The sequence below is a fragment of the uncultured Ligilactobacillus sp. genome (assembly GCF_948826705.1).
In the GTDB taxonomy this organism is placed as follows: Bacteria; Bacillota; Bacilli; order Lactobacillales; family Lactobacillaceae; genus Ligilactobacillus.
Genome location: NZ_CAQLEL010000122.1, coordinates 1 through 23,154, shown reverse-complemented (window position 1 = coordinate 23,154; position 23,154 = coordinate 1). Strand labels below are relative to the sequence as shown.

At 39.8% G+C, this 23,154-nt stretch carries 25 protein-coding genes; 7 read left to right on the top strand and 18 right to left on the bottom strand.

Annotated features, from left to right (window positions below):
- The first annotated feature begins 62 nt into the window (after positions 1-62).
- Complete coding sequence (locus Q9Q35_RS08905) at positions 63-713, top strand: nitroreductase (RefSeq protein ID WP_304653050.1); 651 nt, start codon at positions 63-65, stop codon at positions 711-713.
- Between the two features lie 73 nt (positions 714-786).
- Here Q9Q35_RS08905 and Q9Q35_RS08900 read toward each other — a convergent pair whose 3' ends face one another.
- On the bottom strand, positions 787-1,116 hold the full coding sequence (locus Q9Q35_RS08900) for a helix-turn-helix domain-containing protein (protein WP_304653049.1): 330 nt from the start codon (positions 1,114-1,116) through the stop codon (positions 787-789).
- A 165-nt stretch (positions 1,117-1,281) separates the two neighbouring features.
- Between Q9Q35_RS08900 and Q9Q35_RS08895 the strand changes: the two genes are divergently transcribed.
- Positions 1,282-1,920, top strand: a complete 639-nt coding sequence (locus Q9Q35_RS08895) for an NAD(P)H-binding protein (RefSeq protein ID WP_304653048.1) — start codon at positions 1,282-1,284, stop codon at positions 1,918-1,920.
- A 56-nt stretch (positions 1,921-1,976) separates the two neighbouring features.
- On the opposite strand, the gene Q9Q35_RS08890 is transcribed toward Q9Q35_RS08895, so the two are convergent.
- The 13 genes from Q9Q35_RS08890 to Q9Q35_RS08830 all read right to left on the bottom strand — a co-directional run bounded on the left by Q9Q35_RS08890 (position 1,977) and on the right by Q9Q35_RS08830 (position 14,666).
- Positions 1,977-2,108: a hypothetical protein gene (locus Q9Q35_RS08890; protein WP_304653047.1), complete on the bottom strand. Its 132-nt coding sequence runs from the start codon at positions 2,106-2,108 to the stop codon at positions 1,977-1,979.
- A gap of 25 nt (positions 2,109-2,133) precedes the next feature.
- Entirely contained in the window at positions 2,134-2,265 is a 132-nt protein-coding gene (locus Q9Q35_RS08885) for a hypothetical protein (RefSeq protein ID WP_304653046.1), read from the bottom strand.
- A 426-nt stretch (positions 2,266-2,691) separates the two neighbouring features.
- The gene (locus Q9Q35_RS08880) at positions 2,692-3,168 is read right to left on the bottom strand and encodes a nucleoside 2-deoxyribosyltransferase (RefSeq protein ID WP_304653045.1); all 477 of its coding nucleotides are present in this window, start codon (positions 3,166-3,168) and stop codon (positions 2,692-2,694) included.
- Between the two features lie 67 nt (positions 3,169-3,235).
- Positions 3,236-3,778: a hypothetical protein gene (locus tag Q9Q35_RS08875; protein ID WP_304653044.1), complete on the bottom strand. Its 543-nt coding sequence runs from the start codon at positions 3,776-3,778 to the stop codon at positions 3,236-3,238.
- A 15-nt stretch (positions 3,779-3,793) separates the two neighbouring features.
- The gene (locus Q9Q35_RS08870) at positions 3,794-4,507 is read right to left on the bottom strand and encodes a DUF805 domain-containing protein (protein ID WP_304653043.1); all 714 of its coding nucleotides are present in this window, start codon (positions 4,505-4,507) and stop codon (positions 3,794-3,796) included.
- 235 nt (positions 4,508-4,742) lie between these two features.
- Positions 4,743-6,560: a glutamine--fructose-6-phosphate transaminase (isomerizing) gene (glmS, locus tag Q9Q35_RS08865; protein ID WP_304653042.1), complete on the bottom strand. Its 1,818-nt coding sequence runs from the start codon at positions 6,558-6,560 to the stop codon at positions 4,743-4,745.
- 130 nt (positions 6,561-6,690) lie between these two features.
- Positions 6,691-8,634, bottom strand: a complete 1,944-nt coding sequence (locus tag Q9Q35_RS08860; protein ID WP_304653041.1) for a BglG family transcription antiterminator — start codon at positions 8,632-8,634, stop codon at positions 6,691-6,693.
- A 130-nt stretch (positions 8,635-8,764) separates the two neighbouring features.
- Positions 8,765-9,916: a mannitol-1-phosphate 5-dehydrogenase gene (locus tag Q9Q35_RS08855; RefSeq protein WP_304653066.1), complete on the bottom strand. Its 1,152-nt coding sequence runs from the start codon at positions 9,914-9,916 to the stop codon at positions 8,765-8,767.
- Positions 9,916-10,356, bottom strand: a complete 441-nt coding sequence (locus tag Q9Q35_RS08850) for a PTS sugar transporter subunit IIA (RefSeq protein ID WP_304653040.1) — start codon at positions 10,354-10,356, stop codon at positions 9,916-9,918. The genes Q9Q35_RS08855 and Q9Q35_RS08850 overlap by 1 nt, the downstream gene beginning before the upstream one ends.
- A 12-nt stretch (positions 10,357-10,368) precedes the next feature.
- Positions 10,369-12,126 (bottom strand): PTS mannitol transporter subunit IICBA, encoded by a 1,758-nt coding sequence (locus Q9Q35_RS08845; protein WP_304653039.1) that lies wholly within the window; start codon positions 12,124-12,126, stop codon positions 10,369-10,371.
- Positions 12,127-12,296: 170 nt separating this feature from the next.
- A complete protein-coding gene (locus Q9Q35_RS08840) occupies positions 12,297-12,782 on the bottom strand; it encodes a hypothetical protein (protein WP_304653038.1) in 486 nt (161 codons plus the stop codon).
- A gap of 125 nt (positions 12,783-12,907) precedes the next feature.
- Complete coding sequence (locus Q9Q35_RS08835) at positions 12,908-13,777, bottom strand: aldo/keto reductase (protein ID WP_304653037.1); 870 nt, start codon at positions 13,775-13,777, stop codon at positions 12,908-12,910.
- A 37-nt stretch (positions 13,778-13,814) separates the two neighbouring features.
- Positions 13,815-14,666 (bottom strand): aldo/keto reductase, encoded by an 852-nt coding sequence (locus Q9Q35_RS08830; protein ID WP_304653036.1) that lies wholly within the window; start codon positions 14,664-14,666, stop codon positions 13,815-13,817.
- A 135-nt stretch (positions 14,667-14,801) separates the two neighbouring features.
- Between Q9Q35_RS08830 and Q9Q35_RS08825 the strand changes: the two genes are divergently transcribed.
- Complete coding sequence (locus Q9Q35_RS08825) at positions 14,802-15,653, top strand: LysR family transcriptional regulator (RefSeq protein ID WP_304653035.1); 852 nt, start codon at positions 14,802-14,804, stop codon at positions 15,651-15,653.
- A gap of 140 nt (positions 15,654-15,793) precedes the next feature.
- On the opposite strand, the gene Q9Q35_RS08820 is transcribed toward Q9Q35_RS08825, so the two are convergent.
- From Q9Q35_RS08820 to Q9Q35_RS08810, 3 genes are all read right to left on the bottom strand, one after another.
- The gene (locus Q9Q35_RS08820; protein ID WP_304653034.1) at positions 15,794-16,459 is read right to left on the bottom strand and encodes a fructose-6-phosphate aldolase; all 666 of its coding nucleotides are present in this window, start codon (positions 16,457-16,459) and stop codon (positions 15,794-15,796) included.
- A gap of 15 nt (positions 16,460-16,474) precedes the next feature.
- Positions 16,475-18,931 (bottom strand): glycyl radical protein, encoded by a 2,457-nt coding sequence (locus tag Q9Q35_RS08815; protein WP_304653033.1) that lies wholly within the window; start codon positions 18,929-18,931, stop codon positions 16,475-16,477.
- A 124-nt stretch (positions 18,932-19,055) separates the two neighbouring features.
- Positions 19,056-19,799 carry a DeoR/GlpR family DNA-binding transcription regulator gene (locus Q9Q35_RS08810; RefSeq protein ID WP_304653032.1) on the bottom strand — a complete coding sequence of 248 codons (744 nt, stop codon included), beginning with the start codon at positions 19,797-19,799 and terminating at the stop codon, positions 19,056-19,058.
- Positions 19,800-19,925: 126 nt separating this feature from the next.
- Here Q9Q35_RS08810 and Q9Q35_RS08805 point away from each other — a divergent pair, with 126 nt between their 5' ends.
- The 4 genes from Q9Q35_RS08805 to Q9Q35_RS08790 all read left to right on the top strand — a co-directional run bounded on the left by Q9Q35_RS08805 (position 19,926) and on the right by Q9Q35_RS08790 (position 22,521).
- Positions 19,926-20,702: a glycyl-radical enzyme activating protein gene (locus Q9Q35_RS08805; RefSeq protein ID WP_304653031.1), complete on the top strand. Its 777-nt coding sequence runs from the start codon at positions 19,926-19,928 to the stop codon at positions 20,700-20,702.
- Positions 20,703-20,803: 101 nt separating this feature from the next.
- Positions 20,804-21,850 (top strand): zinc-binding dehydrogenase, encoded by a 1,047-nt coding sequence (locus Q9Q35_RS08800; protein ID WP_304653030.1) that lies wholly within the window; start codon positions 20,804-20,806, stop codon positions 21,848-21,850.
- Positions 21,851-21,955: 105 nt separating this feature from the next.
- Entirely contained in the window at positions 21,956-22,207 is a 252-nt protein-coding gene (locus tag Q9Q35_RS08795) for a hypothetical protein (RefSeq protein WP_304653029.1), read from the top strand.
- A gap of 92 nt (positions 22,208-22,299) precedes the next feature.
- Entirely contained in the window at positions 22,300-22,521 is a 222-nt protein-coding gene (locus tag Q9Q35_RS08790) for a hypothetical protein (RefSeq protein ID WP_304653028.1), read from the top strand.
- Positions 22,522-22,553: 32 nt separating this feature from the next.
- Here the strand turns inward: Q9Q35_RS08790 and Q9Q35_RS08785 are convergent.
- A partial coding sequence (locus Q9Q35_RS08785) for an MFS transporter (RefSeq protein WP_304653027.1) occupies positions 22,554-23,154 on the bottom strand: 601 nt, incomplete at its 5' end.

Below are 23,154 nucleotides of genomic sequence, written 5' to 3'. Positions count from 1 at the left end.
TCACTTTAAGTAAGTTAACATAGATCGTACTTACTAAAAATAAGAAAGAGTAGTAACTAACTATGGAATTCAAAGATGCCCTTAATTATCGTCGTTCGATCCGTGATTTTAGCGATCGTCTTCTTACAAAAGAGACTATCAAAGAGATCATCGCTGATGCCCGTCGCGCTCCGTCATGGGTCAATTCACAACCTTGGGAAGTTTATGTAGCAACAGGAAAGACTTTGGAAACGATCAAAGAGTTACACCTTGAATTATCTCAGCGTGGACTTCCTGGAAATTCTGACTTACCTTTTATGCATCGCGATAAGATGAGTCTTTTAGCACGCCAAAATGCTGGTGTTTGGAGCCAAGCTTTACAAACATTCTTAGGGACTGACGCTGAACAAATGGGGAGATCACAGATCACATTGTTCAATGCCCCAGCTCTTGTCTATCTGACCCTGCCTAAGAATACTTCCGAGTGGTCGATCTATGACCTAGGGGCTTTCGGACAAACACTGATGCTAGCTGCTGCTGACCGAAAAGTCGATTCAATTCCAGCTTGGGAGATCGTTAAGTATCCAAGTATCGTTAAAAATATTATGCAGATTCCAGATGATAAACAACTTATAATAGGGATCGCGCTAGGTTACCGCAATCAATCAACAAAGATCAACGGTTTTTATACTGAGCGCAGTGAAGTTGATAAGTTTTTAACTTTCAAAGACTAAACTATAGTGCATAGTACAAAGAGAGCCTACCACGATGCGGATGGTAGGCTCTCTTTGTATCGTCTCACACTCTTTAGTTCAAATTATCTAAATACTGTTCGCCCCAATCGCATAATGCTACTACGATCGGAACTATACTATTCCCTAACTCAGTCAACGAATACTCTGTTTTAGGAGGAACGACTGGATAAACTACTCGACTGATGATCCCATCACTTTCAAGTTCTTTTAATTGGCGTGTCAACATCCTCGGAGTCGCCTTGGGGATCAAACGTTGTAACTCACTGTATCTAAGGGTCTTATCGATCAACTCATACACAATGATCGCTTTATATTTGCCCCCAATGATCTGCATCGTTGCCTCAACTGGACAGTTAAATGTTGTTGCTTTTTCTAGATCCATCAATAAAACCTCACTATCATTTTTGATACTAAATAACATAAATCATAGTTTTAGACAAAAAAGTGCATTCTAGTCACCAAAATTCTTTCATGCTATATTCATATTGTACATGACTATGTGCCTATAAACTCAAAAATACTATCAAAATGATCATGAGGTGAGAAAATGAAAATCTTTGTTGCTGGTGGTTCAGGCCGAGTTGCCACAGAATTAATTAAGAATCTAGTAGCTGCTGGACATCAAGTTATTGCTGGGGCACGTTCTCCTCAAAAAATCGTCACACTTTCCGGTGTTACTCCAGTCAAACTTGATCTAGCTGTCGCTACTCCTGAAGAAATCGCTGAACTTATGGGGGCTGCGACTAGTGTATACTTTGTTGCCGGTTCACGTGGTCAAGCCCTACTACAAGTTGATGCCTTTGGAGCAGTTAAAGTGATGCAAGCTGCCCAAGCTAAAAATATCCAACGCTTCATTCTGTTAAGCTCGATCTATGCACTCCAACCAAAAAATTGGCACCAAGAAGGATTACGTGAGATCATGGATTACAATGTCGCTAAATTCTTTGCTGACACTTACCTGATCAACAATACCAACTTGAATTATACTATCCTTCAACCGACTAGACTAGTTGAAGGACCTGCAACAGGCAAGATCAACGTCACAGATGCCAAGATCGCTACCAATACGATCGCAGATGTCGCAACTGTTTTAGCTGATCTTTTGAAATACGATAATACTGGTAAAAAAGTAATCATGATGCAAAATGGTGACACTCCTATCGCAAAGGCACTAGCTGAAATTTAACGATATACATAACAGGGATAACTGTAAGGTTATCCCTGTTATGTATGTAATGTTGATTATAGCTTGCTTAGCCCCTCTTTGACAAATTGTTGAATGTCCGAATTATAGTAATCACCCAAAGGTAATTTTTCATGTTGATTTTTAACGATCACAGTCGCTACGCTTTGGAACTTAAGATCAGTTTTCAAAGAGATACATCCCCCCTGACCTCAATTATCTTTTCTTTTGAAAACAATGTTTTAATTCTGTTTTAACAGCTGACTGTCGTTGAGTTGCGCTTTCTTTTAATACCACTAAGCTTTCAGTAAAATTCTGATCCCGACTACCTAATTCGCCTTTTTGCAACTCTTTAGTCCCCACATCAAGCGCTCTAACTCAGAAGGCCTAAAATTTACCCACAGCTTTTTTTGATAAGTTCTTCCATGATCTGATTTTTCGGTATAGGTTTAACTACCATCCCGCTGCAGTCCTATCTTTATCGACCATAGTAACTTTGATATCTCCCATAAAGCCGACTTGATGATATTTTTTGTTAATTCTTTTTGTAACGGTATGATCAGCGAATTTTTTGACGTAAGAACATATATTTCCCTAGTTGGCCCCCAGCAATGCCAACGATAAATATGATGACCCAACATAGCAGTAATTTAACTACCTTACCTCATCTTTCATCGCACTCATCCTTTTTCATATCTAGGACCCTTTTCTTAAAAATTGAACTTATCTTACTCAAATAAAAAACCACCCTAAAACAGAGTGGTCACTATTATTCTAATATACTGCCCCTTCATAGAAGTTGTAGTATGGTTTATTAAAATCAAACTCGGCTAACTCGGAGACTTTGATGACTGTATCAGCAACACCAAAACTCATCAAGTTGATCGGCTTACCATAATCTTCATCTGGGATCACCAACACGATATATTTGCCTAACCCCTTGGCTAAGCCTAACTCGACCCCACAGCCGATATCTTCTTCATCTGGTAGATAAGTACATAAGAAGATGTCTGAACTCTTGATCCCGACACAGTCCCCGTTGAACGTTGCCGTTTGCCATTCTTTATCTTCTAGTAATTCAGGATGTTCATCCACGCGTAAACCTTTATATTGATGCGCCAAGGGAACATAACTGTCAGCATCATTTATCGTCTTGTTTTCCTTGATCGCTTTCATTACTTGTTCGTAAGCTGCGTTTTGCTTTGGGGTAAACCACCCAGCTGCAAAATATACTGTCTTTGTCATCCGCATTCGCCATCCTTTTAAAAATATGCACCTTTTATTATGAACTTTCTAGCTAAATATAACAAATTGTGCACTAATTTCCATAGCGTTCATACGCACATTCGACTTGGTAACCTTGGCTTTTTGCCTCTGTAAGCGTCATTGCCGTCCCACCACCATGGCGTTGTAGACCACGACAATTGGGATCTAAGTGATAGCGACCAGGAATGTCAGCATTAACATAGACCGTTTGGGTATTTTGCACTGGATCTGGCGCTTGATAAGCATAAGTCACTGGTTCTTCAACTTGTTCAGGGCATGGATCGATCACTTCACTTGAACTCGCCACTACACTTGAAGTTTCACTAGCTGAACTTTGGGTTGCTGTAGTCGTTGCAACACTTGAACTACTTACAAAACTAGCACTACTACTTAAGCTAGTTTCACTTGAACTTTCAGAAGTCGAACTCATCGAACTTGTAGAGCTTGAACTAGCGACCTTATGCTCCCTTTTTTGTGGATATTTATGGTGAGTCTGTCCTAACGCACTCAACTCAGAGATCCCAAAAACTAATAGTGCGATAAAAGTAAGCACCACTACTAGCCCTACAAAGACTTTTTTATTACTTTTCTTCACTGTCAAACCTCACTTTTAATAGTCATCATCTAAGCTGTCATAATACAGCTCTGTATTTCCAACATCATCAGTGGTATCAGTCAAGGTCACCACACTATAAAATAGCATAGTTCCGACCAAGCCCACACATAGTACGATCACAGGGACCAAACCTTTGATACTATAGATTTTTTTACCAAATGAGCTCTGGCTTTCTTGCCGATAGCGATTATTTTCCATGACTGCTGGTTGGCACATAAATACTAATAAAATAATATTTCCAAATGGGATAAATTTTAACAAGATCCACGCTCCATCCATTCCGATATCATGTAAACGGCGAATAGCAGCTGAGAGCCCCATCAAAAATAATGAAATAATTCCTGTTATACTAATAAAAAGCACCATATACACAAGCGCTTGAATGGTATAATACTGCGTTATCCGACTAGCTAAACTGATACAAAAAACAAGCCCGATAACAATAGGGACCGTTAATAAAGCTAAACCTAAGATGCCATACCAATAATCAGCTCGACTCATACATTTACCATAACGAAAAATATCTTTAAACATCAATTTAGTTGAATTTACTAAGTTCGCCGGTGTTTGAGAATTTGAAGTTATCTCAAATTTTTTAACTGCTGTATCAGCTGTTGTAGCTTGTTCAAGCGTGACCAACTCTTGCCCACACTTGATACAAAATTTACTGTCATCGAGATTTTTTGTCCCGCACAATCTACAAAACACGTTATCTCATCCTTTATAAAAAAAGCATCTTATATAAGTAATATAAATAAATATCTTATCATAAAATTAAATTTATTCAAACTTTCTTAAATAAAAAGCATGATATTGGATCATGCTTTGATATCGCATATATTCTCACTAACTTTTGTCCCGTCCATAAAATAAAGCTAATACTAAAAAACAAAACAAAAAAGTCTGCTCCTAGACAGAAACAGACTTTTACTAGATCAAAATTTTATTCAACAGTCACACTCTTAGCCAAGTTACGTGGCTTATCCACATCGTAACCACGTTGTAAACTTACATAGTAAGCCAACAATTGTGTCGGTACGACTGAAACAAGTGGTGATAACAATGGATCAACTTCTGGTAAGATGATCTGATCACCTTCAGTGGCTACATCACGGCTGGAGATGAATAAGACATTTGCACCGCGCGCGATAACTTCTTGCGCATTGCTGCGTGTATGAGCAGCTGTCTTAGGATCAGTGATGATCGCTACGACTGGTGTACCTTCTTCGATCAAAGCGATCGTGCCGTGCTTTAATTCACCTGAAGCAAATCCTTCAGTTTGAACATAAGAAACTTCTTTTAGCTTCAAAGCAGCTTCTTGGGCTAACGCATAGTCAACACCACGACCGATATAAAATGCATTGCGTGTCGTCGCAAACATATCTTGGGCGATCTTTTCAATGTCACCTTTTTCATCAACTAATTCTTGCATCCCGTTAGCAACTTTTGTCAGTTCACCTGCAACGTCAAAGTCCTTAGCAGCCTTGATGTTCTTGGCTTCACCATAAGCTTTGACTAAAATAGCTTCTAAAGCGATCTGAGCGGTGTAAGCTTTAGTTGAAGCAACCGCGATCTCAGGACCAGCGTGTAACAACAAAGTATAAGTTGCTTCACGTGAAAGCGTTGAGTTAGCCACGTTTGTGATCGTCAAACTTGGGTAACCCCATTCATTAACTTGAGTCAACACTTGGCGACTATCAGCTGTTTCCCCACTTTGCGTCAAGAAGATGAAGAATGGCTTTTCAGACAACAACGGTGGATTATAAGCAAATTCAGAAGCCACATGAACTTCAGTTGGAATATGAGCTAATTTTTCAAATAACTCTTTACCTACTAAACCAGCATGGTAACTTGTCCCAGCAGCTACGATGTATAAACGATCTGCCTTGGATAAAGCATCCAATAATTCTTGATCGATCTTAACTGAGCCGTCTTCATTGAAGTATTCTTGGATCAAAGTGCGCATCACACCTGGTTGTTCATCGATCTCTTTTAACATGTAATATGGATAGGCACCTTTTTTAGCGGCTTGTGGATCCATATCGATATGGAATGGTTCGCGTTCTACGGCATCGCCAGCTGGATCCATGATCGAGATCTTATCTGGTTCGACTACCACGACTTCACCATCCATCAATTCGATGAAATCATGCGTTTGTTCAAGCATTGCTGTGGCATCAGAACAAACAACGTTGAAGCCATCCCCCACACCAAGTAACAATGGACTCTTGTTTTTAGCTACAAATAGCTTGCTTGGTTGTTCTTTATCCATCAATAAGAATGCATAAGATGAGCTTTCATCAACTAAGCCCAAGACCTTGCGGAAAGCAGCTAAAGTATCCATCCCTTCATCGGCAAACTTACCGATCAATTGCACGATGATCTCGGTATCTGTATCACTCTTTAATTCAACATCTACCAAGTATTCATCCCGCAATTGGCTAAAGTTGCCGATCACACCGTTATGAACTAAGAAGAAACGTCCATCAGCTGAAACATGAGGATGGGCATTTTTAACACTTGGGACTCCGTGTGTTGCCCAACGTGTATGTCCGATCCCAGTCGATCCCTTGACTTCTGGTCCGACTAAAGCACGTAGATCAGCGATCCGGCCTTTTTCCTTAACTAAAAATCCATCACCTTGTTGGTCATTTACATAGATACCGGCTGAGTCATAGCCACGGTATTCCAATTGTTGTAATCCATCTAATAAAATATCTGTTGCATTTTCATTGCCAGTTACGCCAACGATACCACACATAATTCAATACCTCACATTTTAAAATTGGTATATACCTTAATTGTTAATTTCAAATCTTATAGAAGTTAGTTACATCAAGTAACAAAACTAAATATAGCGCAACAAAATTCTTCTGTCAACTAATATCTATTTAAATTGGTATACCAGATTTTATTTCTTTTAAGAAACGTTTAGCCAGCTCACTTTGAAGTGCTTTTTGATCTCCTTGTTCAAATAAAGCCAAGGTGTCATCATTCATTATGACCATACTGCTGATCGTTCCCAAAGCATCTTGCTCGATCTGAGACATGTTTTCTGGTGCCAATAAAACTAACATGCGCTTAACGGTGATCAGGCATTGATCCATCGCTTGCATCGTGATCGGCTCAATCAGCTCGAAAATCGCAAAATGGCAACGTTTGATCGCAAAACTAGTCGTATGCAACAAGGCTAACGAACTATCAGGCAGACCGATCGGGGCTAAGCGTTCTCTTTTTTCTAAAGCAGTTACCACCTCTGCTTCATTCAAAATAATATTGTTACCGATCTCACCTACGAGCTTTTCAATGGTCTGTTGCAGATCAAGTCCAGCATTATCAACTTTTTTGACCTGTAGCTCATTGACTAATTCTGTGCAAAAAAAGGCTGTCGCTGCGATAAAGCTCAAAGTTTGAGGTAATTTACCGTTGAACTGCTTATTTTTTCTAGTTGCTACTTTAGCAAAATATTTACGCTGGTAATCTTTGATGTAGGTCTTTAATCGCATAAGTTCTTCTTTGGTCAATAATGGACTAACGATCTGGTATTCGCGTGGAAATCCCGGTAGGCGTAACGTCGACAACACAATATCATATTCTGCTAGATCGATCTCATTTAGTTCTTGGATCCGTGCAAGATTGAAATGCTTGACTTGCGGAAGATCTTTTTTCAAACGTTGCTTCAAAAGCGAAGACGTCCCGATCCCGTTTTCACAAACGATCAACACCGCTAACTTATCTGAGCGCTTAGTTTCTACATATTGACTAGCAAAATATAACAAGATCAGTTGTAATTCAGTCTCACTGATCGCTTGTTCAAAAAAGATCTCCTTTAGCGTTATCACATGGCGGCTTAGCTTTTTAAAAAAGACTAGATCACGTGAAAAATCAAATTTCATCTCCTGTGATACTAATGCGATCAGTGCTTTTACTTTGAGGGAGACTGCTAATTCATATTCATCAGTATAGGTAAAACTTTTGGCGTTTTGATCACCTTTTTTCAATTGATATGCTAAATAAATGAGCTCATTTTGTTCAAGATCCTCATCTACTTTACTCAAAAAAGCATATACTAAGGCTTGATAACGCAAGAGTTGCCCTTTTAGCTCTACTTTTACGGGATGCTTTTTACTTCGCACCAAACAGATCGCAAAAAGAAGAACTAATTGCAATACTTGGTAATCCGAAGTGATCTTTAATTTTGGCAAAACCTTTTGTTCCAAGCCCCGATAACATTGTTGCAATAGCTTTTTAGGCAATAATCGTAAGAAAAAGTCTGGTGTGATCGTTGTTTTATCATCTAAATAAGCAAAAAATTGATAATCATTGAGTTCATTCAACATGATCTCACTTAAAAACTGACGCCGCTTGAGTTCAGTCGTCTCTAGCCAAACACCCACACCTTTTTGGCGTTGTAATTTGATCGCAAAACTAGCAAAAGCTTCCTCTAACCCACCTAGATCACGTTGGATCGTAGCTTCACTGACGTCCAATTCCAGAGCTAAACTGATGATCTTTTGTGGTTCATCGGCTAATAACAGTAATGCTGCCAAAGCGTTTTGGCGACTCTTTGGCTTAAGTGGTTCAACTAATTTTGCTTGCATCCCCAACATCATTTGTAATTGCTTCAAAGCTACATTTTCACCCACTAAAACATAGCGTCCTTGTTCATTTTGTAAATTTAGCCCGAGATGTTGCAAATACAAACTCAATTCATTAAATTCCCGGTATAGCGTCCGCCGACTGACTTTAGTGATCTTACTCAACTGTGAAAGTGCGATCCCCTCGGGAACATTTTTCACCAATTCTGTCAAGATCACTTCCTGGCGTTTGGTCAATCTTACCACGCCTTTTCACCTTGCTTTCTCATCGTCCTACCCTCCAGTATAACCTTTAATTTTTTATATTTAAAATATTAGGTAGTAACACAAAACTACCACCCCAAACTCAGGGTAGTAGCCAGCAAAGTTATCGTTCACACTGCGCTTCTAATTCCGCCAACAGTGCAGCATCTTTTTGTTTATCTAACCCAGTTGTTTGGTAGATCACCTCGATCAAAGGTAAAGTCGTCAACATTTCTTTTATCTGTTGGCTTTCTTGATCGGCTGGATCATTGAAGCGATAAATATCACTTACTGTTTTTAAAAGTGCTTGGTAGCTCAAATTGTGTGCCTTAGCTTCTCTGATCGGGCGAATAAAGCGTTCATCATAGCCTAACTTGCGGATCGGTGTCCGCCCGACACGCGTGATCTCATCTGAAAGTTCAGGATTTTCAAAACGTTCGATGATCTTTTGTTGATAAGCTTCCAGTTCAGAGCGTTCAAAATCCCATTTAGCTAACAATAATTCACGGGTCTCAGCTAGTACAGCCTTAACTTGGTCTAATACCCTTTTATCTTTTATCGCTTCACCGATCGTGTCATATCCGTAAACTTGCCCGGTGTACGCTACCGTTGCATGTCCCGTATTGACCGAGAACAATTTGCGTTCGATATACGGTTCAAGCTTTTTTGCATAGTGGACTTCTTTTAGCTTTAAAGCTGGATCTTTTAGTTGACTTTCATCAATGACCCATTCTTTAAAAGGTTCAACGACCACGAATAACGGATCTGCGTGACTTTGTTGCGGGACGATCCGATCGACCGCTGCATTTGGAAAACCGATATATTCATCCGCAAAAGCTTTAGTTGCTTCGTCTAAGTGCTTATAGACCTCGTTTTTTAGAAATTGCGAACCACCGATCATATTTTCACAAGCGATCACATCAATTTTTTGATAATTATCAGTTTCTTTTCTGAGTTTGATCCCAGCTGCGATCAATGAAGCGATCAAAGGTAAGATCTTAGGTCCGATCGCTGTAGTTACGATATCTGCTTTTGCAAAAGCTTGAGCTACTTTGGCTGGTTCTTTAGCATTATTTATCCCATTGACCCCAGTAACTTTAATTTGTTTTTTAGTTGGTTCTGCTAATTGGATAAGATATTCATGTTTTTCATTCAAAGCTGTGATCACTTTTTCATTTACATCAACAAAGGTGATCTCAAAACCATTTTTCGCTAATACTTCACCGATGAAACCACGTCCAATATTTCCTGCGCCAAAATGTAATGCTTTCATTATTATCCAACCTCTTTCAATAAATTAATGATCTCTTCTTTAGTTGTAGCATCCGCCAATTTTGCTACATTAGAAACATCGCTACAATATAAGGCGATCTGCGATAATAGCTCTAAATGCTCATTGTTTGACCCAGCGATCCCAAATACTACCGTTACTAGATTTTCCACTTGCTCGTCATTGCTAAAATCCACTCCTAAAGGTACCTGGACCACCGAGATCCCTGTCTTTTTGATGAAACTCTTCCCCTCATCTGTACCATGAGGGATCGCGATAAAATTACCCATATAAGTCGAAACATCTTCATTTCTTTTGATCATTGAATCGATATAACGCTTATCAACACAGCCTTCTTTTACCAATAATTCGCCCGCTAAGCGGATCGCTTCTTTTTTGGTCGCTGGTGCTTGATCTAACAAGATCATATTTTCTTTTAATTCCATCTCTAAAACCTCCTAAGCTAAACCGATAATGATCTGAGCTAATTTTTCATCAGTCAACAGGTCAGAAACTGCGAGGACTTGAACATTGGTATAACGGATATCTAAGTTCTTCTTTGCTTCCTTGGTGACGATCACCAAATGCTCTGGACTATCTACCAACTCATCTAAGCGAACTGCTTTGACTGGTACTTTTTTACCCGCTTTATGCAAGCTATCTTTGAAAAGACTGACTGCCATCGTTGATGTTCCAACATTTTGATCATGTCTAATGAAGTTGACCTCTTTGACATTAGAAAGTTCAAGTTCTGAACCAGTGGCTTTAGGCACAGCTCTTGTCTCTTCATTGATCAATGTCTCAGTTTTTAAGCGAGCAATGATCTCATCATAGCGAGGACTGTTCAAGAAATTACCTACTTGAACATGTACAGCACTTGGCGTTTTTTGGGCTGCTCGTTCAGCTAATTCCTCTTGAGTTACGACTAGTAGATCAGGTTCATCTTGTAAGCGACTAACTGCAGTATTTGTGACTGAAACATCTGTAATACCAGCTTTTTTGACCTTATCTCGCAGTAAGGAAGCCCCCATCGCAGAAGAGCCCATCCCAGCATCACAAGCAAAAATGATCTTTTTGATCCCAGAAAAATCAGCTGGTGTCAGTTTAGCTGTTGCTTTTTTCCCTTTTGACTCCGCTTTTATTTGTGCCATCTCTTGTTGCTTAGCTTCAAATTCATCAGAAGTAGAGCGGTCATGTTTCAAAATAATAGCTGCAATGATAAAGGACACCACAGCACCTGCAGCTACACCAGCTAGCACACCAAGATAGCTATCTTTTGGTGTCATCGCTAGGATCGCAATGATCGAACCTGGAGAAGCAGCGGCTTTAAGACCAGCACCAAACATTTGGAAAGTAAATGTACCTGTCACCCCACCGGCGATCACGGCCAAAAACATTGCTGGCTTCATTAAGATATATGGGAAGTAAACTTCATGGATCCCACCGATAAACTGGATGAAAGCTGCCCCTGGAGCTGAACCCTTAGCATTACCCTTACCAAAGAATGTAAAGGCCAACAAGACACCTAACCCAGGGCCAGGGTTAGATTCAAGTAAGAATAAAACAGATTTACCAGCACTTGCAGCTTGTTGGATCCCCAATGGAACTAAGATCCCGTTACCGATCGCATTATTTAGGAATAAAACTTTAGCTGGTTCGATAAAAATATTAGCTAAGGGCAATAAATGAACTGAAATGATCCAGTCAACGCCTTCACCCATCAGCATACTGCCGGCATTAACGATCGGATTAACTACATAGACCCCAACGATCGCTAGAACCATCCCCATGATCCCACTAGTAAAGTTGTTATAGATCATTTCCATTCCCGAACGCACTTTATCTTGGAAGATACTGTCTAATTTTTTGATACACCATCCACCAAGCGGTCCCATGATCATCGCTCCAAGAAACATCGGAACTTGTGAGCCAACAACGACCCCGATCGTAGCGATCGCACCAACGACCGCACCACGTTCTTCATAGACCATCCGTCCCCCAACATAACCGATCAAGAGGGGCAATAAATAATTCAACATCGGACCGATAAGTTCAGCGATCTGTTTATTTGGGAACCATCCTTCAGCCATAAAGATCGCTGTGATAAGTCCCCATGCAATAATGGCAGCTATATTTGGCATCACCATCCCTGAAAGTGCAGTTCCTAATTTTTGGATCCGAGCTTTGAGTGATGTTTTGTTCTTTGCGTCATCCATGTCGTAATACCTCCTGTTTATGTTTACAATTTAATCTTAAATTCTAAAGTATGCGCTTACAATGAAATCCAAATGTACTCGTGTCACAGTCAGTTGTGCCAACTTGCAATTTATCTTTAGCACAACAAAAAACCTCGCATTGAAAATTCTTTCAATACGAGGTTTTTGGATCATTCAAAGGTCTCTTTTTTCAAATGATAACGGTATAAAACTTGGCGAGCGATCGGCTGAGCGATGAGCGCTTCGATAAGAAAAGCTATGCTAAAGTTTCGAGGCCACTTACCGAAAAATTCACTCACTGGTGTAAAATGGATCGCCCCTTCACCGATCCAAGCTCCGATAAATGTCATAAAAAACGACATCAAAAAGACGTTGCATAAGATATTGATCGTGATCTGCAAACGAAAACTGTCTTTTGGATGCACGATCAGATCCTTGAGCTTGCCGGCTGGTTTTTGTGTCAAAATGACTAAGATCACCACTGCTAGCCAGATAAATGGTAATACTCTTAGTGTATTTTGCCAGACTTCAAAGCTAAAGCCTAACTCAAACATACTGATCAAAGGAGCGATCAAGTTCACTGAGATCAACGATACGATCAGCAAAAACAAAACAAATTCCCGATGATCTCGGGGTAAGCGCATGTAAAAATCCATTAAAAACCTTCCTCCCTTAGATAAAAAATAAGGATCCAGCAAAACTAGTTCGTTTTGCTGGACCCTTATACGCGAAAACTTCATCTGTTATTTTAACAAACTTTTTGAAGACGTGCTAATGTTTTTTAGTCGTGCAATTGACGCAGACTAGATCCAAAGATCTGTTCGATCGCTACTGGATCACGGTGATCAAAAAATTGACTCTCATTTTTATCCAAACTGGCCATAACTTCCATATCAGCTGGGCTGAGTTCAAAATCAAAAACGTTGATATTTTCTTCCATACGATTTTTATGAACTGACTTAGGAATAACTGTGATCCCTCTTTGTAGAAGCCAACGCAAGATAACTTGTCCGTTTGATCTACCGTACTTTTCACCGATCGCCTTGATTTTTTCATTGGTGAAAATATTGTGCTTTCCTTCTGCAAATGGCGCCCAAGCTTCCACTAAGATATCTTCACTTTGGGCAAAGCTCACCTCGGCTTCTTGTTGGAACCAAGTATTTACCTCGATCTGGTTGACTGCTGGCTTGATATTTGTTGTCAATTCTAGATCCTTCAACTGATCAGCATAGAAATTCGAGACTCCAATAGCACGGATCTTCCCAGCTTGATAAGCTTCTTCAAGAGCACGCCAAGCCCCCACCGTATCGCCATATGGTTGGTGTAAGAGATATAGGTCGATATGATTAAGGCCCAGTAGCTCTAATGAACGTTCGATCCCAGCTTTAGCACGTTCATAAGTAAAATCTGAGACCCAAAGTTTAGAAGTAACAAAGATCTCTTCTCGCGCGATCCCACTTTCTTTGATCGCTTCACCCACAGCTGCTTCGTTTTGATAAGCTGCTGCTGTATCGATCAAACGATATCCTGAAGCTAGAGCATCTAACACTGCTTGTTTACATTCTTTTGGATCAGGGACTTGAAAGACACCAAAACCTAACACAGGCATTTCCACCCCGTTATTTAATTTTTTTATCGGAACATTGACCATAATTTTTCATCCTTTCCGCAACTTTGAGCGTCTAAGTTTATTTTTGAGAACTAAAATCCATATCCATCTGCGCATATTGTTCTTCTCTAGTAGCATCAGGCATATAATAGCGCTTTGTTTGATCTAATTTTTTGATCTCTGCCATATCAGAAGCACTCAGCTCAAAATCAAAAAGATCAGCATTAGCTTTGATATGTTCTGGGTCAGTTGAACCTGGGATCACGATAAAGCCCATTTGAATGTGCCAACGCAAGATGATCTGAATATTTGTCTTGCCATATTTTTGGGCTAACTTAGTAAAAATATCTTCATTCATCAATGATCGATCACCATGCCCTAACGGATACCATGCCATCAAACGTGTTTTATAAGGTCTTAAGATCTCACGGAGTTCTTGTTGTGTATAGTATGGATGGGCTTCAACTTGTATCACTTGTGGTTTGATTTTTGCTTCTTCTAGTAAATGTTGCAATTTTTCACCGTAAAAGTTCGAGATCCCGATCGCTTTGATCTTGCCCTCACGATAAGCTTGTTCGAGCTTGCGATAACCTGCCATATAATCACCAGCCGGTTGATGTAAAAATAACAGATCTACATGATCAGTCCCTAAACGTTCTAACGTTTCATCAACAGCATCAGCCTTGGTATAAACGGTCGGCCACAGTTTAGAACTCAAATAGATATCTTTTCGTGCTACACTTGAGTCCTTGATCCCTCGGCCAACTGCTTTTTCATTTAAATAAGCATTGGCTGTGTCTACGAGCCGATACCCGCTTTCAAGTGCTGCTACGACTGCTTTTTGGGCTTGATCTGGTGTCATTTGGAAAGTACCTAGGCCCAAAACAGGGATCTTTTCGCCATTATTTAGTTCAAAAGTTTGCATCTTCATCAGTCGATCCTTTCATCTATGTTTCTTTTAAGATCTATCATTGCTTTCAGTTTATTTTCTTTTGCGCACAATGTAAAATACTTCTTTTGCATATTACTATACGTTTTGAGTATACTAGGATCAGAGGTGAAAATTATGATCGATAACTATCTACTTGAATATTTGGTAACATTTTCCAAATATCAGACATTATCCAAAACAGCTACCGTCTTAAATGTCACTCAACCAACTGTTACACGTGGGATGCAGAAACTAGAAGAACAGCTTGAAGTCAAACTATTTGAACGAACTGCCAATCGGATCACTTTGACCAAAACAGGCAAGTTAGCTGCTAAAAAAGCAAAACAGCTCTTATACGCCAATCAAAGATTTGTCGAACAGATCCAAGATCATGCGGCTAACCAAAAACTCATCAAAGTAAGCTCTACTGTTCCTGGGCCAAGGTTTATCTTAGATCAACTCTCTACTAACACATTTTCCTTAGATCCTGAGCTTTTACCTACAGATCAGATAACTGCTTCACTAGATAACAACAAATATACGCTCGTCATTTCAGAAAAAGAGATCCAAACAAAGACGCTCGAAGCACGTTATCTCGGTCACGAAGATCTCTATGTCAACCTCGATAAATTCACTTACCAGGCAAACCAGACCAGTGTCAGTTTTGACGATCTTTTTCAAATGAGCTTTGTCGTTTTAGGTGATATCGGGTCTTGGAAAGATATCATCTCTCAACATATCCCAGACGCTAAATTTCTCTTTCAACAAGAATACGAAGCATTAAAAGAGATCACTGACTACTCTAGTTTTCCATATTTTAGCACTAATATCACGCATCCTTTAGCAACTAGAGATCATACTGACCGTGTACGTTTAAAGATCACTGACAAAAGCGCTCGCATGGACCTTTATGGGGTCTATCGCAAAGAAGATCGTGCTAAAGTCGCTTCACTTTTAGAAAAAATAAGTCAAAACTGGCCAAAATAATTTTTTAACTCACCAAGCTACTTAGCCTGGGTGAGTTTATTTGATCTGGGCTAAAATTTGACACACCCAGAGAAGCAGCGTAAGCAGACCGAACCTAGCTCAACAAATAAAGGATCAGCTCGAGTCTGATCCTTTATTTGTCATATTCCTTCTTTTCGTTGGCTGTCTTTCCAATCAGTCGCAAAATCATCCACAGCTTTCATGACCGCTGGATCAGCTAGTCCTGTTGCATAGAGCTCACTACTTGCAGTTACAGCACTTGCGCCCGCCACTAAAGCTTTTGTCACTTGGCTTGTATTTTTGAAACTCGCTGCTAAGACTTTGCCATGTTGCTCATTTCTACATGCCTGTGCAAGTTGGCTGATCACTGCTACTGGATCTGTCCCTAAGTTCTCCATCCGATTATAATATGGTGCTAGATAATCAGCCCCCGCCTTTAGGGCTAATAATCCTTGAAAACTCGTATAGATCGCCGTTGCTGTGATCTTTAAGCCTAATTGTTTTAGTTGCTTTATCGCTACTAATCCTTCTGGTGTTACTGGTATCTTGATATAGATATTTCCCCCAAGTTCTTCTTTTATCTTCTTAGCTTCACGTATCATTCCAGCAGTATCTTTTGCAACTACTTGTACATGAATGCTTGGGTCTTCTCCGATAAGTTCACGAACTTTTGTTAGATGTTCGAAAAGATCAAGTTCACCTTCTTTTTTGATGATGGTCGGATTAGAAGTCACTCCAGCTAAAGGTAATATCTGTGACCATTTTTTTATCTCATTTAAATTTAGCGTATCTAACATAAACTCCATGTGCATTCCTTCTTTCTATAACGTATGTTCTGTTCGAGCAATGATATCGTCTTGAGTCGCCTTGGATAAAACATTGAAAAAGGCGGAATATCCCGCTACACGGACGATCAGATCACGGTGTTTTTCTGGATGCTTTTGAGCATCAAGCAAAGTCTCTTTTGAAACAACATTATATTGGATATGGTACCCATGCAACCGATCAAAAAATGTCCTAAGTAATGCAAGTAACTTTTGTTTATCTTCTTTTTTAGCCAAAGTCTTAGGATCGACCTTTTGATTTAGTAAGACTCCACCAACGATCTCATGCGTCGGTAACTTGGAGATCGATTTCAAGACTGAGGTCGGACCTTTTTGATCCATATTATGCGCTGGTGAACAGCCTTCTGCTAATGGTGTTTTTGCATGCCTACCATCAGGGGTCGCTAGTGTTGTCCGCCCTTGTCCGACATTGGCTGAGATAGAAGATGTTCCCGAATAACGGATCCCTCCGATCGGTCCTCTACCATAGCGGGTATTAGGATATTTAGCGATCTCATCGATATAAACATCATAAGCTTGGGTCACCAATTCATCAGCATAATCATCATCATTGCCATACTTAGGTGCCTGATAGATCAACATCTGTCTGATCTCTTCACCTTTCTCTCCGGCATAATCAGTCTTTAACGCATGCCAAAGTTCTGCTGGCGTCAGGCGTTTTTCTGTAAAAACGAGTTTTTTGATCGCCGCTAGTGAATCAGCTAGATTAGCGATCCCAACTTGAAGACCTGAGATGTAATCATACACCGCACCGCCTTCTTTTAGATGTTTGCCTCGCTTGATACAATCATCGATCAAAGTCGAACATAAGATATCAGGAACTTCACTTTCTAAGCTCAGATCGATCGCATTTTCTACGATCACACTCATCTTTGTCAAGTAGCGTAGCGTCTTTTCAAAGGCAGTTGTCAGTTCTTCAAATGAAGTCATCTCTTCAAAATGACCATAGTCTGGAGCAAAGCGTTTACCCGAAACAGGATCGAGCCCGCCGTTCATAGTGATCAATAAAACTTTAGGAAAATTCATATAACTCATTCCCGTACACCGATACCCCCATTTACCTGGGACTGCAGTTTCCACACAACCGATCGCACTATAATCATACGCATCTTCTTCTTTGACCCCTTTTTGGATAAAAGATGGGATGATGATCTCATCATTATTGAAAGCTGGCATCCCAAAACCTAATTTCATCACTTCGAGTGCTTCGTTCATAAATTCTTGATCTAAGCCTGAATGATATCGCACCGTTAAGTTTGGTTGTGGTAAATGCGTCTGAGCAACTGAACGCAAAACTAAAAATGACAATAGATTGACAGCATCTGCTTTTTTTCGTGTTTGCCCACCGATCGTGACATTTTGGTAAAGTGGACTCCCAGCTGATGAAAAAGTATGTGCTTGACTGCGAACTTTGTTGATCGTCAAAGTCTTGATCCAAAGATTGGTCAAGCGCTCAACGATCGAGTCTGTCGTTTCACGACCTGCCTCTAGATCAGCTTGAACATAAGGATACATGTATTGATCAAAGCGACCATAAGAAAGCGAGTGTCCGTTTGATTCGATCTGTAAGATACATTGGATAAACCAGACTGCTTGGACTGCTTGGGCAAATGTCTGAGCGGGTTTATAAGGAACGCGATCACAGATATCTGCGATCTCTAACAATTCTGCTTTCCGCTTGGCTGATGCTTTTTTAGCTTCTTTTCGAGCTAATTTAGAAAAACGCTTAGCATGATCTTTTACTGCTGTGATCGTGATCAAGATCGCATCATAAAAATGATATTTACTAAGATTTTCAGGCACAGTCAGATCAAGTTCAGCCTTAGCTTTCCTAGTTCTTTTCTCAAAGCCTTGTAGTCCTTCAGTCAATAGCTTTTGATAATTTACTGCTAGATGCGCATCGCCAGAATTCATCTTGCCTTCCATTCCAAAAAAACCAGTCTCCATATAAACTTGGACTTCTTCTGGCAACATTGCCCCCGCACGATCCCGCAACGTATTATCCTTCCAAAATGGTGCGATCGAGCGCAATTTATCTTTGGTCTCTTCTGTGATATAAAAAACGTCACCATCGCGCTTCTCAAAGAGGTCTAACTCATCTAAAACAAACTTTAAAGTATACTCAGGAAAGATCGGAGCATCCTTATCACCAGATGCTTGATTACCCACGATCAAGGTCTCATCATCGATATAGATCGGCATATTTTCTAAGATGTTTTGTAGCATATACGCTCGTTTCAAAACATTGGGTTTAGCTTGATGTTTTTGATAGCTCTCTGTCACCAGCAAAGCACGAGTTGCATCGATATAGGGCTTCTTATCCAAAACTTTATTGCGATACTTATACATCCGTGGAGTCAGATAGCCAAAGTGCTTTTGGGAGTTTTTTTGAGTCTCATTAGTATATTTTTGGGTAAGTAATTCGAGTGTCATAGCCGCGCCTTCCTTTCGTTTGAAAACGATAAACTTTCTTTCGTAATAAAGATATCATGTTATTCCTAAAAAAACAACTTATATCCCTACTAAAAAAGATATGCCTCAAACAGACATATCTTTTTTAAATTTTGACTATATTGACCTTTTTTTGAAGGAGATACGCTTCTTTTTCTTTAGCGATCTTTTCATCAGTGATCACGCCCCAGACTTGTTCTGGAGCAAACTGTCCTACCGTTCCTCGTTGTAAGAACTTAGACGAATCAGTCAAGATCACTACTCTTTCTGCGATCTGTGCCATTGCATGGACTACTTCGGTACGCATCAGATCTTTACCCGTAAAGCCGACCTCAGTTGAAAAACCATCTGTCCCGATAAAGGCGTGTTGTACGTGAAACAATTTGAGCATTTCTTTGACTAATGGTCCAACCGTCACTTGAGAGTCGTTTTGATATTCACCGCCAAGTAAGATGAGCTTACATGAATCATAGCGCCGAATATGATCAGCTATAAAGCACGAATTAGTCAAGATCGTGACACCTTTTTTAGTTTGACAGATCTCTTCGGCTAGCAAGGTACAAGTTGAACCCGATTCGATAATGATCGTTTCGTTATCATTGACCATCTCGGCGGCTTTTTTAGCAATCTTTTTTTTGACATCATAATGAAAAGCCAACCTAACATTGATGTCATCGCCACTGTTCAATACTGCGTAGCCATGTTCACGGTGTAACAGTCCCCTATTTTCTAATTTATCGAGATCTTTTCTGATCGTGACCTTAGAGACACCTAAAGTTTCAGAAAGCGTATTGACATCGACTTTATGCTTTTCTGAGACCAAATTTATTAGCTTATCTAAACGTTCCATCTACTTCACCTCAATTCTATTCTAATTGATTTTCTCCTAAAATAAAACCCATCACTTTCGTTCGTAATTGATTTTCTTTCGTTTTATTGCTATGATAGAGAAAAATAAGTAAGTGAGGTGTTTATCATGGCAACTGATCGTGGCATCATTTTCAATATCCAACATTTTTCTCTCCATGATGGTCCAGGGATCCGTACGACCGTCTTTTTGAAAGGTTGTCCTTTGCGTTGCCCGTGGTGTGCTAATCCTGAATCACAAAAACGGGCTCCTGAACCGATCCTTGATGCAGTAACAAACCGTCCAACCACGATCGGTGAAGAAAAGACCGTCGATGAGATCATCTTTGAAGTCTTAAAAGATATCGCTTTTTACGAAGAATCAGGTGGGGGACTCACACTTTCTGGCGGTGAGATCTTTGCTCAGTTTGATTTTGCCAAAAATCTCTTAAAAAGAGCCAAAGAAGAAGGACTTCATACAGCGATCGAGACCACCGCTTATGTTGAACCCAAAAAGTTTTCTGAGCTCATCGAATATGTCGATTTCATCTATACTGATCTTAAACACTACAACACTATCAAACACCGCCAAGTTACTGGTGTTAAAAACAACTTGATCATTGAAAACATCCATTATGCCTTTGAAAAACAAAAACAGATCGTTTTGCGCATCCCGGTGATCCCTGGTTTTAATGACTCGCTAGTTGACGCTGAGCACTTTGCAAAACTTTTCAATAAATACCAAATAAATGAAGTTCAATTACTTCCTTTTCATCAATTCGGTGAAAATAAATATAAACTCTTAGGGCGAAAATATGAATTTACCGATATCAAAGCCTTACAACCAGAAGATCTTATACCATACCAGCAAGTATTTTGTGAGCATGGGATCAATTGCTATTTTTAAAACTATTCTTTTTTTGCATAGCTGATCATTGAATCTAAGTATTAGCTATCTTTTGCACGATATTTTATAATATCAGTAACAATATGAAAGGGGTAGAATTTATGAAAACTGCAATTTTTGAAAAGGCTGGACAGATGGTCATCAAAGATGTCAAAAAACCGACTTTGGAGAAAGAAGATGATGTGATCATCAAAGTCGTACGTGCTTGTGTCTGTGGCTCTGATCTTTGGGCTTATGCACATGGTGATGACAAAGAAGCCCATTCTGAAAATAGTGGCCATGAAGCGCTTGGGATCGTCGAAGAGATCGGTCCTGCGATCACTACCGTTAAACCTGGTGATTTTGTGATCGTTCCATTTACCCATGGTTGTGGCCACTGTGACGCTTGTCTAGCTGGTTTTGATGGTACTTGTGATGATCATCCTGGCTATAGCAACTGGTCGAGTGGTTTTCAAGCTGAATACGTTCGTTTCCACTATGGAAACTGGGCTTTGATCAAAATCCCTGGTAAACCAGCAGATTATACGGAAGGCATGCTCAAATCACTTTTGACCCTTGCTGATGTAATGCCAACAGGTTACCATGCTGCTCGTGTTGCTGATGTGAAACGTGGCGATAAAGTCGTTGTCATCGGGGATGGTGCTGTTGGTCAATGTGCGGTGATCGCTGCTAAAATGCGCGGAGCTTCTCAGATTGTTCTCATGAGTCGCCATAAAGACCGTCAAGAAATGGCACTAGCTTCTGGGGCAACAGCAGTTGTGGCAGAACGTGGCCCAGAAGGGATCGCTAAAGTCCGCGAGATCTTAGGTGGAGGGGCAGATGCTGCCTTAGAATGTGTAGGGACAGAAGCTTCGATCGAACAAGCTCTAGGCGTCTTACACAATGGGGGCCGTGTCGGTTATGTCGGTGTCCCACATTATAATGATCGTCCGCTCGGCTCGACTTTTGCCCAAAATATCACGATCGGTGGAGGCTCTGCTTCCGTGACGACCTATGATAAACAGTTCTTGTTGAAGGCCGTTCTTGATGGTGATATCGATCCAGGACGCGTTTTTACCCAAGCTTATAGCTTAGATGATATTGATCAAGCTTATAAAGACATGCAAAATCGGCAAACGATCAAATCAATGCTCGTTATTTCTGAATGATCGACCAAACGCCTTTCAGCTTTATTGAAGGGCGTTTTTTACTACGAATATTCTTGCTTGCTGTATAATAAAACCAAGAATAAATTTAGAAAAGAAGTGGCTTTTTTGCTCAGTAAGACACGAACTTATCTTTTGATCTTCAATCTTTTTTGGCTAGTATTACTGATGTTTGAATACCTGCTCAAAAATACGACCAACAGTAATATATTATTTTTATTACTTTCTGTTTTAGCATTAGTCGGTTTGATCTTCCAAGCTCTTTCTTGGCGCAATTTAAGTCAAGAAAGAATGCGCCTTGACTATGCTTTATATGGTACTGCTTGGGTGCTCTGCTTTTTATATGTACTGCTATTGTAGTTTTGATCGTGATCTATTTAGGTCACGATTTTTTATTTTAGATATTTCCTCGGTTATAATTAAAGTAGAGAGAAAGTCTAGGAGGAATACACATGCGGTCGCGATCCTTGTTTGTCTTTCAGTTGCTATTATTATTTGTCTTTTTAGCCACACATCTTTTGCTACACAAATATGATTTCTTCCCGGAATTTTTAGTACTGCTCACAATACTCACTAACTACTTTGAAAGAAATGATAAACATCTTCTCAGCATGGTCGGAATATCGCTGATGATCTTAGCTACTGTGATTTATTTCCTTAGTAGTGTGATCTAAAAAAAGCGTGGTCTCACGCTTTTTTAATACCATTATGTTGTTTTATACGACTTTTTTATCCCCATAAAGATCAATGAACCTACTATCATCAATCCCGCATAAATAATAAAGCCCCACTGTGGACCGACCTCATCCATCACCTTACCTACCCCGTAGTTAGCAAAAAATTGCAAGATCAAGTTGATAAAATTCCAAAAGGCTACAATAGCTCCCAATAAAGTGCTCGGAACTATCTGCATAGTTCGAGTGTACATGATAGTTCGGATCACCGGTTCCACCATTCCTAGTAAAAAGATATATCCGATCGCCAGTGATAATTTTTGATTTAATGATAAAACAGTACCTAAAATTATAGAAAAAGCAAACAAAAATAGGATCAATTTTTCTTTATTGAAATATTTCACAATAAACGGCAAGACAAAACTAGCTAAACAGGCGCCTACACCATACATTGTGTCCGTAATACCATAATTGATGGAATTTCCCGATAAATGATCTTTAATATACCCAGGAAGAGCAGTTGTAATAACATTTGTCCCAATAAATGGAATATAGAGTACTATCCCTAACAAAAGTAACCATTTTTCCTTGAGAAGATATGGAAAAAGTTTTACTTTTTCATCAACTTTGATT